Raw genomic sequence first — 12,900 nt, forward strand, 5'->3', positions numbered from 1 at the left:
TTGAAGATTGACCATTACCGCGTGCTTCACGCTGTCAGCAGCGTAGATGGCGACGGGAAATTACTAATATCGCGTGGTGTCTGGCGTTAGGGCTGGAAGAGCGACGCGGCCTTAACTGAGGTTCTCCCATGAAAAAAGGTATTCACCCAAATTACGACGAAATTACTGCTACCTGTTCTTGCGGTAATGTCATGAAAATCCGCTCCACCGTTGGTCACGACCTGAACCTCGACGTGTGCGGCAAATGCCACCCGTTCTTCACCGGCAAACAGCGTGATGTTGCTACCGGTGGCCGTGTTGACCGCTTCAACAAGCGCTTCAGCATCCCGGGCAGCAAGTAAGTTGCCAGAAGAAGCCGCCTCAGGGCGGCTTTTTTGTCTCTCCCGCCTGCCTGGGCGGGAAAGAAAAAAGGGCGGAAGATTATTCCGCCCTTTTTATCGTCTCAGTATTCCCACGTATCCGGGTCGATTCCCAGTTCACGCATAATCGCTTTCGCCGCTTCCGGGATCTCATCGCTGCGCTCTTTACGCAGGTCTTCATCGTTAGGCAACGGTTGTCCGGTAAAGGCATGCAGAAACGCTTCGCACAGCAGCTCGCTGTTGGTCGCGTGACGCAGGTTATTCACCTGACGACGCGTGCGTTCATCGGTGAGGATTTTTAACACCTTCAGAGGAATGGAAACCGTAATTTTCTTTACTTGTTCACTCTTCTTACCGTGCTCAGCGTATGGGCTGATATATTCGCCGCTCCATTCAGCCATGAGATACCTTAATCCTCTGTTTATTAGTGAAGGGCCAGAATATTCCGCCCGGGCTATAATTGCGCGTAGTTTACCGTATGCGCGGGCTTTCTGACATGAGATAAGCCGCCGACGACGTGCGCTAATGCATATAATTTTAACGGCTATTTGCACTTTGCTCAATCTATACGCAAAGAAGTTTAGATGTCCAGATGTATTGACGTCTATTGTGACAATGATTACTCTGGAGCCTGACTTTTCACCGATTCAGCCCAGGAACTTCCCAACATGACGCGTAAACAGGCCACCATCGCAGTGCGTAGCGGTTTAAATGACGACGAGCAGTACGGTTGCGTTGTCCCGCCGATTCACCTCTCCAGTACCTATAACTTCACCGGCTTTAATGAACCGCGCGCCCACGACTACTCCCGTCGTGGCAATCCGACGCGCGATGTGGTGCAGCGCGCCTTAGCGGAGCTGGAGGGCGGCGCCGGCGCGGTGCTGACCAATACCGGAATGTCGGCGATCCTGCTGGTGACGACGGTGTTCCTTAAACCGGGCGATCTGCTGGTGGCGCCGCACGACTGCTACGGCGGCAGCTACCGTCTGTTCGACAGCCTGGCGAAGCGCGGCTGCTATCGCGTCCAGTTTGTCGATCAAAGCGATGAGCAGGCGCTGCGGGCGGCGCTGGCGGAAAAACCGAAGCTGGTGTTGGTGGAAAGCCCAAGTAATCCATTGCTGCGGGTGGTGGATATTGCGAAAATCTGTGGTCTGGCGCGTGAGGCCGGGGCAATTAGCGTGGTGGACAACACCTTCCTGAGCCCGGCGTTGCAAAACCCGCTGGCGCTGGGCGCCGATCTGGTGCTGCATTCCTGTACCAAATACCTCAATGGTCACTCCGATGTGGTGGCCGGGGTGGTGATTGCCAAAGATCCGGCAACTGTCACCGAACTGGCATGGTGGGCGAATAATATTGGCGTCACCGGCAGCGCCTTCGACAGCTATCTGCTGTTGCGCGGGCTGCGGACGCTGTCTCCACGGATGGAAGTGGCGCAGCGAAATGCCCTGGCGATCGTTGAGTATCTGAAAACCCAGCCGCTGGTGAAAAAGCTGTATCATCCATCGCTGCCGGAAAACCAGGGGCATGAAATTGCGGCGCGTCAGCAAAAAGGTTTTGGCGCAATGTTAAGCTTCGAGCTTGACGGTGACGAGCAGACGCTGCGCCGTTTTCTGAGCGGGCTGTCGCTGTTTACACTGGCGGAATCGCTGGGGGGCGTTGAAAGCCTGATTTCCCATGCGGCAACGATGACGCATGCCGGCATGGCGCCTGAAGCGCGTGCCGCCGCCGGAATTTCAGAAACGCTCCTGCGTATATCGACCGGTATTGAAGATGGTGAAGATTTAATTGCCGACCTGGAAAATGGCTTCCGGGCAGCAAACGAGGAATAAAGATGAGTGTGATTGCGCAGGCAGGGGCGAAGGGTCGTCAGCTGCACAAATTTGGTGGGAGTAGTTTAGCGGATGCGAAATGTTACCTGCGCGTCGCGGGGATCATGAAGGAGTATTCGCAGGCGGGGGATATGATGGTCGTCTCCGCCGCTGGCAGCACCACCAACCAGCTGATCAGCTGGCTTAAGCTTAGCCAGAGCGATCGCCTTGCTGCGCATCAGGTTCAGCAGTCGCTTCGCCGCTATCACACCGAGCTGATTGGCGGTCTGCTGGAGCCTGCGGCGGCGGATACGTTGATAGCCGCCTTTATCCACGACCTTGAGCGTCTGGCTGGTCTGCTGGACGGCGGGGTTTCCGAAGCGGTCTATGCGGAAGTGGTCGGCCATGGGGAAGTGTGGTCCGCGCGCCTGATGGCGGCGGTCCTCAACCAGCTGGGTATGGAAGCGGCCTGGCTGGACGCGCGCGCGTTCCTGCGCGCGGAACGCGCCGCGCAGCCGCAGGTGGATGAAGGATTATCCTATCCGCTGCTGCAGCAGCTGATGGCGCAGCATCCTAACAAACGTCTGGTGGTGACCGGCTTTATCTCCCGCAACCAGGCCGGGGAAACCGTCCTGCTGGGCCGTAACGGGTCTGACTACTCTGCCACCCAGATCGGCGCGCTGGCGGGCGCCTCCCGGGTCACTATCTGGAGCGACGTTGCCGGGGTGTACAGCGCGGATCCGCGCAAGGTGAAAGACGCCTGCCTGCTGCCGCTGCTGCGTCTGGACGAAGCCAGCGAGCTGGCGCGCCTGGCCGCGCCGGTGCTCCATGCCCGCACGCTACAGCCGGTTTCCGCCAGTGATATCGATCTGCAGTTACGCTGCAGCTACACGCCGGAACAGGGTTCCACGCGCATTGAGCGCGTGCTGGCCTCCGGTACCGGCGCACGGATTGTCACCAGCCATGACGACGTCTGCCTGGTGGAGTTCCAGGTGCCGGCCGGTCACGATTTCAAACTGGCGCATAAAGAGCTGGACGCTCTGCTCAAACGCGCCCAGCTGCGCCCGTTAGCCGTTGGCGTCCATGCCGACCGTAAGCTGCTGCAGTTCTGCTATACCTCCGAGGTGGCCGACAGCGCGCTGAAATTGCTCGATGAAGCCGGTCTGCCGGGCGAGCTGCGTCTGCGTCAGAAGCTGGCGCTGGTGGCGATGGTGGGCGCGGGAGTCACCCGTAACCCGCTGCACTGCCACCGTTTCTGGCAGCAGCTCAAAGGGCAGCCGGTGGAGTTCACCTGGCAGTCTGAAGAGGGGATCAGCCTGGTGGCGGTGCTACGCGCCGGGCCGACGGAAAGCCTGATCCAGGGGCTGCATCAGTCCTTGTTTCGCGCCGAAAAGCGTATTGGCCTGATGCTGTTCGGCAAAGGGAACATTGGTTCACGCTGGCTGGAGCTTTTCGCCCGTGAACAAACTACGCTCTCGGCGCGTACCGGTTTCGAGTTTATTCTCGCCGGCGTAGTCGACAGTAAACGCAGCCTGCTGAATTACGACGGGCTGGATGCCAGCCGGGCGCTGGCTTTCTTCAACGATGAAGCGGTGGAGCAGGATGAAGAGTCGCTGTTCCTGTGGATGCGCGCGCACCCGTATGATGATTTAGTGGTGCTGGACGTCACCGCCAGCGAACAGCTGGCCGACCAGTATCTTGATTTCGCCAGCCATGGCTTCCACGTCATTAGCGCCAACAAGCTGGCGGGCGCCAGCAGCAGTGATAAATATCGTCAGATCCACGACGCGTTTGAGAAGACGGGGCGCCACTGGTTGTATAACGCCACCGTGGGCGCCGGCTTGCCGGTGAACCATACGGTGCGCGACCTGATCGACAGCGGCGATACTATTCTCGGCCTGAGCGGTATCTTCTCGGGAACGCTCTCCTGGCTGTTCCTGCAGTTCGATGGCACCGTGCCGTTCACCGACCTGGTGGATCAGGCGTGGCAGCAGGGGCTGACCGAGCCGGATCCGCGCGTCGATCTGTCCGGTAAGGATGTGATGCGTAAGCTGGTGATCCTCGCGCGGGAAGCGGGCTATGACATCGAACCGGATCAGGTGCGTGTGGAATCACTGGTACCGGCGCACTGTGAAGAGGGGTCGGTCGATCACTTCTTTGAGAATGGCGAAGAGCTGAACGAGCAGATGCTGCAGCGTCTGGAAGCGGCCCGCGAGATGGGGCTGGTGCTCCGCTACGTGGCGCGCTTTGATGCCAACGGCAAAGCACGCGTCGGTGTGGAAGCGGTACGCGAAGAGCACCCGCTGGCGGCGCTGCTGCCGTGCGATAACGTGTTTGCCATCGAAAGCCGCTGGTATCGCGATAACCCGCTGGTGATCCGCGGGCCCGGCGCCGGGCGCGATGTGACCGCCGGGGCGATTCAGTCGGATATTAACCGCCTGGCGCAGCTGCTGTAAGCGTCGCGTTATACTCTTGAACCAGTGAGACCACTATTTGCGTTACGCGCCCTGCGGAATACAGGGCGCTCTGCGCAAACGCGGGTCTGTTTTTCAGCCATATTGTAAACCGTCGGCTGGCCGCAAGGTCTGGTAGAAAGGCGTTCTCTTCTGCAGTGCCGGCAAGCCGGCAGACCATTTTCTGATTCTCTTCCTGCGTCCAACGCTGCCATGAATTTTGCCACCAGCCATGATGGGTTTTCCCCTGTAGCTGCCACGGAGCCGGGCTGGCTGGGTTCCTTATCTCTTCTTCCACATACCATAGATCGCCTTGCCGCTGACGAAAAAGCGGCGCCCAGGCAACGATCGCCGCGCCGCGTAAAAAGCATTCATGCGCAATAACGTGCGTTTTCACCTCTGGAAACCGCTGGCTGAGCAGTTTGAAATGACCGTGCGCGGCGATAACCGGGCGCAATATATTGCCGCGGGCATGGCGCTTTTGCATTGCGCTGCCGTACTGGATTTCATCGAACTGACTGCGTTGTAAAAAGCGCATTTCAGTGAGAGAAATACGTTGAATAATATCGTCAGTCTCCTCCCTGTCGGCTTGTCCGCCGCGCCAGTGATAGCGTAATGATTCGCCTACCGCGAAAGCAGTGAAATTAGAGGTAAGATGAATAACATTACCGCGCACGGCATCAAAGCTTAATAAAAAGTAGAGCTTTTGCCCGGCGGCATTACCCTGGAATGGCGCTATCAACGGTACGCTGCAAATACGTCGTGGGGCTTCAATTGGGGCGATGTGTGGGAATTTTGGCGTCCAGACCTTTTTACAGTGGCGGCACTGAAGGCGTTGCGTACCCAGCGGATTGCGGCCGTAGCGAATAATATCCCGCTGATAGCATACCGGGCAAAAATAGCCGTAGCGGCGGGCATGATCCGTCAGATAAGCCGCCAGCCAGGGGCGGAATTCCCGTTCGTTAAACAGGGGGGGATAGCTGCCGCAGGCTGCGCAGTGGAGCGCCGGGTAGCCCAGCCGAAAATTCGGGAAATGATACTCAGCCGCAGACGGTAAACCTAAATTGCGGCAGCCAAAGGTTTTACAGGCGTTAATGGTAAAGAGAGTATCCACTGGCAGGTCAATACCAACGATTTTTACAGGTCGTTAATTTTGTCCTGCTCAGGTTGCATACAACTGTGAATGCTCTCACATAAAAAAGTCTTTCAGAACGTAACTTAGCGGTTCTTTATCACTCTGAAAGGAACTCCGATGAAACTAAAAACAATGAGCGCAGCACTTCTGTTAACTTTGCCTTTCTGGGCCTGCGCCAAAGATGTCACCATCATTTATACCAACGATCTTCATGCCCATGTCGAACCTTATAAAGTGCCATGGATAGCGGATGGTAAACGAGATATTGGTGGTTGGGCGAATATCACGACGATGGTGAAACAGGAAAAAGCGAAAAATAACGCGACCTGGTTTTTTGATGCCGGAGATTATTTTACCGGGCCTTACATCAGTAGCCTGACGAAGGGCAAAGCGATAATCGATATTATGAATACGATGTCCTACGATGCGGTGACTATCGGTAATCATGAGTTCGATCACGGCTGGGATAATACGTTGCTTCAGCTTAGCCAGGCGACATTCCCGATTGTTCAGGGCAATATTTTTTATCAGAACAGCGATAAATCGTTCTGGGATAAGCCCTATACCATTATCGAAAAAGATGGCGTGAAAATTGGCGTGATTGGCCTGCACGGCGTGTTTGCTTTTAATGACACCGTTTCTGCCGCGACGCGAGTGGGTATCGAAGCGCGTGATGAGGTGAAATGGCTACAGCATTATATCGATGAACTTAACGGTAAAGTGGATCTGACCGTGGCCCTGATCCATGAAGGCGTCCCGGCGCGTCAGTCGAGCCAGGGGGGAACCGATGTGCGTCGTGCGCTGGATAAAGATATTCAGACTGCGGGTCAGGTGAAAGGCCTGGACGTTTTAATTACCGGCCATGCTCACGTTGGCACACCGGAGCCCATTAAAGTGGGTAATACGTTGATTCTTTCTACCGATAGCGGCGGCATCGATGTGGGTAAACTGGTGCTGGATTATCAGGAGAAACCGCACCAATTCACGGTGAAGCACTTTGAGCTGAAGACGCTTTATGCCGATGAGTGGAAGCCTGATCCGCAGACAAAACAGGTCATCGACGGCTGGAATAAGCAACTTGATCAACTGGTGCAGCAGGTCATTACACAATCGCCCGTTGAACTGACCCGTGCGTATGGTATCTCTTCGCCGTTGGGCAATCTTGCCGCTGACGCCTTGCTGTTGGCAGCAGGTAGGAGTACGCAGATGGCGTTAACCAACTCGGGCGGGATCCGGAATGAGATCCCCGCCGGGGCGGTGAGCATGGGCGCCGTTATCAGTACCTTCCCGTTTCCCAACGAGCTGGTCACCATGGATCTAACCGGGAAGCAGTTGCGTAGCTTGATGGAGCATGGCGCCGGGTTGAGCAACGGCGTGCTGCAGGTCTCCCGGGGACTGGAAATGAAGTATGACAGCAGCAAACCTGTGGGCCAGCGCGTTGTGTTATTCAGGCTAAACGGTAAACCGATTGACGATACGACGGTTTACCATATTGCCACCAACAGCTTCCTTGCAGATGGCGGCGATGGTTTTGTCGCGTTTACCGAGGGGCAGGCGCGTAATACCTCCGGCGGCTATTATGTTTCAAATGCGGTCGTAGACTATTTCAAAGCCGGGCAAAAGATAACGGATGAGCAGCTTAGCGGGCAGCGCGTTGTCGATGTGAAGAAATAAGTTTTTAAGGCCGGGCAGTCAGCCCGGCCTTAAGCGATCAGTGGGCCGCAAATACCGCCCTGGCGGCAAACAGGCCGTTGAGGGCCGCCGGGAATCCGGCATAGACTGCCATCTGCATGATCGCTTCCGTAATCTCCTCTTGCGTCAGGCCGACGTTTAATCCCGCGGCAATGTGTACTTTCAGCTGTGGCTCGGCGTTACCCAACGCCGTGAGCGCGGCGATGGTGGCGATTTCCCGGCTGCGTAAATCGAGCCCTGGCCTGGCGTAAATATCGCCGAAGGGGAACTCAATCAGATAGCGGGCGAAATCGGGGGCGATATCCCGCAGGCTGTCGACGACGGCTTCCCCGCCCTTACCATCCACCCGCTGAAGCATTTCCTGACCGATGATATAACGTTCGCTGGACATCGTTTTTTCCTCTCTGTGATGGTGCGTTAAGAGGAAGGGTAGGGAAGTGTGCCGGACTTGAGTAATACCCTTTTCGTGATACCTTTTCAGTATGACAACTTCGCGATTACATTCCCTGGATATTCGCCTGCTGCGCGCCTTTGCCGTGGTAGCGGAGGAAAATAACATCAGCCGGGCGGCGCAGCGGTTATTTATCTCGCAGCCGCCGCTGACCCGCCATATCCGCCATCTGGAAGCGCAGCTGGGGGTGACGCTGTTTCAGCGCCATAGCAAAGGCCTGATCCTGACCGACGCGGGTAAAGAGGTGCTGGAGATGATTCAACCTCTGCTGGCGCTCCAGGAACGCACGCTGGCGGCATTGAGTGAGCTCGCCGCCCACTCGCCGCAGGCTCTACGTCTGGGCGTGACGACGGCCTTCGAACAGGGCATTTTCGCCGCCGTTGAGGCTGCGCTGAGCGAACATACCCGCGCGTTGCATATCACCCGCCACGCCTCACCGGCGCTGGCTCAGCAGGTACGCAAAGGCAAACTCGATGCGGCGCTGGTCGCGTTGCCGCTCAATACTGAAGGGCTGCACCTGCACCCATTGCCGTATCATGAGCCGCTCATTGCGGCATTACCTGCCTCCTGGCCGGAAGCCGCCAGGCCAGGGCTGACGTTAAGCGCGCTCAATCATCGGCCGCTGTTCTGGTTTAAACGCGAGCGTAATCCTGGTTTCTTTGACTACACGCGCCGCATTTTCGACCGGGCTGGCTATGCCCCGACGTATGTGGAAGAGCCGGCCGAGCATGATGTGCTGCTGGCGCGTATTGCGCGCGGCGAAGGCATGATCCTGCTGCCGGCGTCCTTTTCCGCGATTCAGCGTCAGGGGGTGGCGTTCTGCCCGGTGGCTGAGGGCGACGCGATGCCGTTAAGCCTTGGGGTGATTTATCCGCCTCACCAGGCAGAGTCCGTGCAGCAATGGCTTTCTCTGCTGGATGGCATTCTGGCGACTGGCTAGTCTCAGGCTGACTCGCGAGCCACCTTATATTGCCCACCGAGCCGCTTCCTGTGCGTGGCCAGGTGATCGGAAGATGAAATTTTTTCATGTAGGTGACCTATTCCTCACTCTTTACGCAGATTTTTCTATTGACGCCCGCGCGCTTTTCCGTCATTTTTACATCTGGACGTCTAAACGTATAGAAGTTCGCAATATAACAGCCATTACATGCGATTGATGAGGTAAGGTATGAGCTTTTTTCACGCCAATCAGCGGGAAGCCCTGAATCAGAGCCTGGCGGAAGTCCAGGGCCAGATTAATGTGTCTTTTGAATTCTTTCCGCCGCGCACCAGTGAAATGGAGCAAACCCTGTGGAAATCCATCGATCGCCTGAGCAGTCTGAAACCGAAGTTTGTTTCGGTAACCTATGGCGCGAACTCTGGCGAGCGCGATCGCACCCACAGCATCATCAAAGGCATTAAAGAGCGAACCGGTCTGGAAGCAGCGCCGCACCTGACCTGTATCGATGCCAGCCGCGATGAGTTGCGCACTATCGCTCAGGATTACTGGAACAACGGTATCCGCCATATCGTAGCCCTGCGCGGCGACCTGCCGCCGGGCAGCGGTAAACCGGATATGTACGCCGCCGATCTGGTGACGTTGCTGAAAGAGGTAGGCGATTTTGATATCTCTGTCGCCGCGTATCCGGAAGTGCATCCGGAGGCGAAAAGCGCGCAGGCGGATTTACTGAACCTGAAGCGCAAAGTAGAAGCAGGGGCCAACCGCGCGATCACCCAGTTCTTCTTCGATGTGGAAAGCTACCTGCGTTTTCGCGATCGCTGCGTCTCGGCAGGCATCGACGTGGAAATCATTCCCGGTATCCTGCCGGTCTCCAACTTTAAACAGGCGAAAAAGTTTGCGGATATGACCAACGTCCGTATCCCGGTGTGGATGTCAAAAATGTTCGAAGGGCTGGATAACGACGCCGAAACCCGTCAACTGGTGGGGGCGAATATCGCCATGGACATGGTGAAGATCTTAAGCCGGGAAGGGGTCAAGGATTTCCACTTCTACACCCTGAACCGCGCCGAGATGAGCTACGCCATCTGCCATACGCTGGGCGTACGCCCGGCCTGAGTTTTCATTAACGTTTAGTGCGATGGCGAAGCCGGTATTCGCCATCGCTTTTTTTTGCCCAAAACGCTGATACAGGTCAGGGGAGAGCAGAAGATAAAGCGCGTATAGTGCCAGCCTGATAATTGACAGGGATGGGTTATGCAATGGCAAGGAAGAGCGATCCACTGGCGTTTGGCGGTTTGGCGTTATTAACGCTGATCTGGAGCTTTAGCTGGATCGCGATGAAGCAAGTGACGAGCTATATCGGCGCTTTTGACTTCACGGCGCTGCGCTGTATTTTTGGCGCCGTGGTGCTATGGATAGTGATGTTGATCCGCGGTAAAGCGCTCAAGCCGACGCCTTTCGGCTACACCCTGGCGATCGCGTTATTGCAAACCTGCGGCATGGTCGGTCTGGCACAGTGGGCGCTAATGAGCGGTGGCGCCGGTAAAGTGGCGATCCTGAGTTATACCATGCCATTCTGGGTAGTGGTGATGGCCGCGTTATTCTTAGGTGAGCGCATGCGGCGATGGCAGTATATCGCCATCGGGGTGGCATGCGTGGGCCTGATACTCGTACTTCAGCCTTGGCAACTCGATTTTACCTCCCTGAAAAGCGCCTTGCTGGCGATCCTCTCCGGCGTGAGCTGGGGGGCAGGTGCGATCGTCGCGAAGCGTATGTATACCCGGTATCCGCAGGTTGATTTGCTGGCGCTAACGACATGGCAGATGCTATATGCCGCCGTAGTAATGAGCGTAGTGGCCTGGCTCGTCCCGCAACGGGCGGTAGACTGGCAGCCCGACGTTTTCTGGGCCCTGGCTTACAGCGCAATCCTTGCAACGGCGCTGGCCTGGAGTCTGTGGCTTTTTGTACTGCGTAATTTACCGGCAAGTATAGCCGGTCTGAGTACGCTGGCCGTACCGGTCTGTGGCGTGCTATTTTCCTGGTGGCTACTACATGAAAATCCAGGAAAGGTGGAAGGTTGTGGCATTGCGTTGATAGTACTGGCGTTGGCGATGATCAGTATCAAGAGACGAGGGGCATAGCCTGCTCCGGCCTGCAGAGATGCATAAAAAACACCCGGCTGACGCCGGGTGTTTTGCTCTGGTTTATTCCCATTCCTGCAGGAAGCGCTGACCATACTGGTCGGCCACCAGCAGCGCGGCGTAGACCTGGTCGGAATCAACGCCGCCCGGCATATTGTGAATGGTTTCGCCTTCAGCGCAGGCGGCTTCCGCCACCAGACGCATTTTGGTCGGGATATCACCTTTGATATCCAGCTGCGCCAGGGTGATCGGCAGCCCAACGCTGTGGCACAGCGCGGCGACGGTCTCTATTTCGTCCACCGGCGCATTTTCCAGCACCAGCTGCGTCAGGGTTCCGAACGCCACTTTTTCCCCGTGATAATAGTGATGGGCGTCAGGGATGGCCGTCATGCCGTTATGAATCGCGTGCGCCGCCGCGAGACCACCGCTTTCGAAACCCACGCCGCTCAGATAGGTGTTGGCTTCCACCACCCGCTCCAGCGCCGGGGTGACCACGTGCTGTTCGGCGGCCAGCATCGCTTTTTCACCCTCTTCGAGTAAGGTGTTGTAGCATAGCTCGGCCAGCGCCAGCGCCGCCTGGGTGCACTTCCCGCCCGCCATAGTGGTGGCGCCGCTACGGGAGCAGGCGCGGGCTTCGAACCAGGTAGCCAGCGCATCGCCAATCCCGGCGGCCAGCAGGCGGGCCGGCGCGCCGGCAACGATCTGCGTATCGACAATGACCATGTTGGGGTTGCGCGGCAGCATCAGGTAGCTGTCGAATTCCCCTTCGTCGGTGTATATCACCGACAGCGCGCTGCACGGCGCATCGGTGGAGGCGATGGTGGGGGCGATCGCCACCGGCACATTCATAAAGTGGGCCAGCGCTTTCGCGGTATCCAGGGTTTTGCCACCGCCGATCCCCAGCACCGCGGTGCACTTCGCGTTGCCGGCGATATCGCGTAGGCGGTTGATTTCATTATGCGAACACTCACCGCCAAACGGCGCGATTTCAGCCGCCAGGCCAGCGTCGGCCAGGCTTTTACGCAGCATCTCTTCCGCAAACCCCAGAACGAACTTATCACCGACTACCAGCCAGCGCTCGGCCAGCGGTTTCAGATAGTCGCCGAGGCGCTTGATGGCGCCTGCGCCCTGGATATATTTGCCTGGTGATTGAATAATGCGATCCATTTCGATTCCTCCTCGATGACCGTGACGCCGCCCGCAGGCGGCTCGCGGATCCGGTTACAGATTCAGCGTGCCAAAGGCGTTATTCCAGTCCTGTTCAAACTTCTCTATGGCTGACTCTACCGCAGGGGTGCCGAGCATTTGTTGCGCTACATCTAGTGGAAGGGTGATTGCTTCGCAGCCAGCCAGCAGACAATCCAGCGCCTGGCGTGGCGTTTTGAAGCTTGCCGCCAGAACTTTGCTCTCGGGCGCATGAATTTCCAGCAGGGATTGCAGCTCCTGCACCATGCGGATGCCGTCCCCGCCCTGGGCGTCGACGCGGTTAACGTAAGGCGCGACGTACTTTGCGCCGGCCAGCGCGGCCAGCAGGCCTTGCGAAGCGCTGTAGACGGCGGTGCCAAGGGTCGGGATGCCTTCTTTCTTCAGCAGTTTGATAGCGGCGAGCCCTTCGGCGGTGACCGGGATTTTGACCACAATGCCCGGCACGGCATTGCTCAGACGTTTGGCCTCTTCCACCATGCCCTGCGCGTCGCGGCTCATGGTCTGCGCGAAGAGGGTGCCCTCCGGACCGACGGCTTTTTGCAGGCGCGGCAGCACATCCCAGACCGGGACTTTACCGGCGGCGATAATGCTCGGGTTGGTGGTTACCCCGGCCAGCGGGTAGATGCGGGCCAGGCGTTCCACTTCGGCGACGTTGGCGGTATCCAGATAGAGTTCCATTGTGTTTTCCTCAATGCTTAATTCGGTGCTGTCGTTG

General features: G+C 57.3%; 12 protein-coding genes. 7 read left to right on the plus strand and 5 right to left on the minus strand.

The features are described 5' to 3' along the window. Positions 1 to 128 precede the first annotated feature (128 nt). Positions 129 to 341 (plus strand): 50S ribosomal protein L31, encoded by a 213-nt coding sequence (rpmE, locus tag HMPREF3140_RS23240; RefSeq protein WP_002882922.1) that lies wholly within the window; start codon positions 129 to 131, stop codon positions 339 to 341. Positions 342 to 442: 101 nt separating this feature from the next. Here rpmE and metJ read toward each other — a convergent pair whose 3' ends face one another. Then, entirely contained in the window at positions 443 to 760 is a 318-nt protein-coding gene (gene metJ, locus HMPREF3140_RS23245; protein WP_002882924.1) for a met regulon transcriptional regulator MetJ, read from the minus strand. 267 nt (positions 761 to 1,027) lie between these two features. On the opposite strand from metJ, the gene metB reads away from it, so the two are divergent. Both metB and HMPREF3140_RS23255 read left to right on the plus strand, forming a co-directional pair. Then, positions 1,028 to 2,188 (plus strand): cystathionine gamma-synthase, encoded by a 1,161-nt coding sequence (gene metB, locus HMPREF3140_RS23250; protein WP_004150388.1) that lies wholly within the window; start codon positions 1,028 to 1,030, stop codon positions 2,186 to 2,188. A gap of 2 nt (positions 2,189 to 2,190) precedes the next feature. Continuing rightward, the gene (locus tag HMPREF3140_RS23255; protein WP_002882944.1) at positions 2,191 to 4,623 is read left to right on the plus strand and encodes a bifunctional aspartate kinase/homoserine dehydrogenase II; all 2,433 of its coding nucleotides are present in this window, start codon (positions 2,191 to 2,193) and stop codon (positions 4,621 to 4,623) included. Here HMPREF3140_RS23255 and HMPREF3140_RS23260 read toward each other — a convergent pair. Beyond that, positions 4,598 to 5,734, minus strand: a complete 1,137-nt coding sequence (locus tag HMPREF3140_RS23260; RefSeq protein WP_032412679.1) for an IS1/IS1595 family N-terminal zinc-binding domain-containing protein — start codon at positions 5,732 to 5,734, stop codon at positions 4,598 to 4,600. The two genes, HMPREF3140_RS23255 and HMPREF3140_RS23260, sit on opposite strands and share 26 nt — an antisense overlap. A 138-nt stretch (positions 5,735 to 5,872) precedes the next feature. Between HMPREF3140_RS23260 and HMPREF3140_RS23265 the strand changes: the two genes are divergently transcribed. Beyond that, positions 5,873 to 7,429, plus strand: coding sequence for a bifunctional metallophosphatase/5'-nucleotidase (locus HMPREF3140_RS23265; RefSeq protein WP_023342388.1), 1,557 nt, complete (start codon positions 5,873 to 5,875; stop codon positions 7,427 to 7,429). A gap of 37 nt (positions 7,430 to 7,466) precedes the next feature. Here HMPREF3140_RS23265 and HMPREF3140_RS23270 read toward each other — a convergent pair whose 3' ends face one another. Beyond that, complete coding sequence (locus HMPREF3140_RS23270; RefSeq protein WP_002882947.1) at positions 7,467 to 7,838, minus strand: carboxymuconolactone decarboxylase family protein; 372 nt, start codon at positions 7,836 to 7,838, stop codon at positions 7,467 to 7,469. A gap of 91 nt (positions 7,839 to 7,929) precedes the next feature. Here HMPREF3140_RS23270 and HMPREF3140_RS23275 point away from each other — a divergent pair, with 91 nt between their 5' ends. From HMPREF3140_RS23275 to HMPREF3140_RS23285, 3 genes are all read left to right on the plus strand, one after another. Then, on the plus strand, positions 7,930 to 8,838 hold the full coding sequence (locus HMPREF3140_RS23275) for a LysR family transcriptional regulator (RefSeq protein ID WP_004901760.1): 909 nt from the start codon (positions 7,930 to 7,932) through the stop codon (positions 8,836 to 8,838). Between the two features lie 228 nt (positions 8,839 to 9,066). Next, complete coding sequence (gene metF / locus HMPREF3140_RS23280; RefSeq protein ID WP_002882952.1) at positions 9,067 to 9,954, plus strand: methylenetetrahydrofolate reductase; 888 nt, start codon at positions 9,067 to 9,069, stop codon at positions 9,952 to 9,954. A gap of 143 nt (positions 9,955 to 10,097) precedes the next feature. After that, complete coding sequence (locus tag HMPREF3140_RS23285; RefSeq protein WP_004177983.1) at positions 10,098 to 10,979, plus strand: DMT family transporter; 882 nt, start codon at positions 10,098 to 10,100, stop codon at positions 10,977 to 10,979. A gap of 63 nt (positions 10,980 to 11,042) precedes the next feature. Here the strand turns inward: HMPREF3140_RS23285 and gldA are convergent, their stop codons facing one another. Together gldA and fsa are read right to left on the minus strand one after the other, a co-directional pair. Further along, positions 11,043 to 12,146: a bifunctional L-1,2-propanediol dehydrogenase/glycerol dehydrogenase gene (gene gldA, locus HMPREF3140_RS23290; RefSeq protein ID WP_004146274.1), complete on the minus strand. Its 1,104-nt coding sequence runs from the start codon at positions 12,144 to 12,146 to the stop codon at positions 11,043 to 11,045. Between the two features lie 54 nt (positions 12,147 to 12,200). Further along, positions 12,201 to 12,863 (minus strand): fructose-6-phosphate aldolase, encoded by a 663-nt coding sequence (gene fsa / locus HMPREF3140_RS23295; RefSeq protein ID WP_032412683.1) that lies wholly within the window; start codon positions 12,861 to 12,863, stop codon positions 12,201 to 12,203. Positions 12,864 to 12,900 lie beyond the last annotated feature (37 nt).

Origin of the sequence: Klebsiella sp. HMSC16A12, assembly GCF_001808265.1 — a bacterium.
In the GTDB taxonomy this organism is placed as follows: domain Bacteria; phylum Pseudomonadota; class Gammaproteobacteria; order Enterobacterales; family Enterobacteriaceae; genus Klebsiella; species Klebsiella pneumoniae.

Excerpts from the sequence above, each read along its gene's own strand:
- HMPREF3140_RS23265 (WP_023342388.1), top strand. The coding sequence starts at position 5,873 with ATGAAACTAAAAACAATGAGCGCAGCACTTCTGTTAACTTTGCCTTTC.
- HMPREF3140_RS23275 (WP_004901760.1), top strand. The coding sequence starts at position 7,930 with ATGACAACTTCGCGATTACATTCCCTGGATATTCGCCTGCTGCGCGCC.
- HMPREF3140_RS23285 (WP_004177983.1), top strand. The coding sequence starts at position 10,098 with ATGGCAAGGAAGAGCGATCCACTGGCGTTTGGCGGTTTGGCGTTATTA.
- metJ (WP_002882924.1), bottom strand. The coding sequence starts at position 760 with ATGGCTGAATGGAGCGGCGAATATATCAGCCCATACGCTGAGCACGGT.
- gldA (WP_004146274.1), bottom strand. The coding sequence starts at position 12,146 with ATGGATCGCATTATTCAATCACCAGGCAAATATATCCAGGGCGCAGGC.
- HMPREF3140_RS23270 (WP_002882947.1), bottom strand. The coding sequence starts at position 7,838 with ATGTCCAGCGAACGTTATATCATCGGTCAGGAAATGCTTCAGCGGGTG.
- fsa (WP_032412683.1), bottom strand. The coding sequence starts at position 12,863 with ATGGAACTCTATCTGGATACCGCCAACGTCGCCGAAGTGGAACGCCTG.
- metF (WP_002882952.1), top strand. The coding sequence starts at position 9,067 with ATGAGCTTTTTTCACGCCAATCAGCGGGAAGCCCTGAATCAGAGCCTG.
- HMPREF3140_RS23255 (WP_002882944.1), top strand. The coding sequence starts at position 2,191 with ATGAGTGTGATTGCGCAGGCAGGGGCGAAGGGTCGTCAGCTGCACAAA.
- metB (WP_004150388.1), top strand. The coding sequence starts at position 1,028 with ATGACGCGTAAACAGGCCACCATCGCAGTGCGTAGCGGTTTAAATGAC.
- rpmE (WP_002882922.1), top strand. The coding sequence starts at position 129 with ATGAAAAAAGGTATTCACCCAAATTACGACGAAATTACTGCTACCTGT.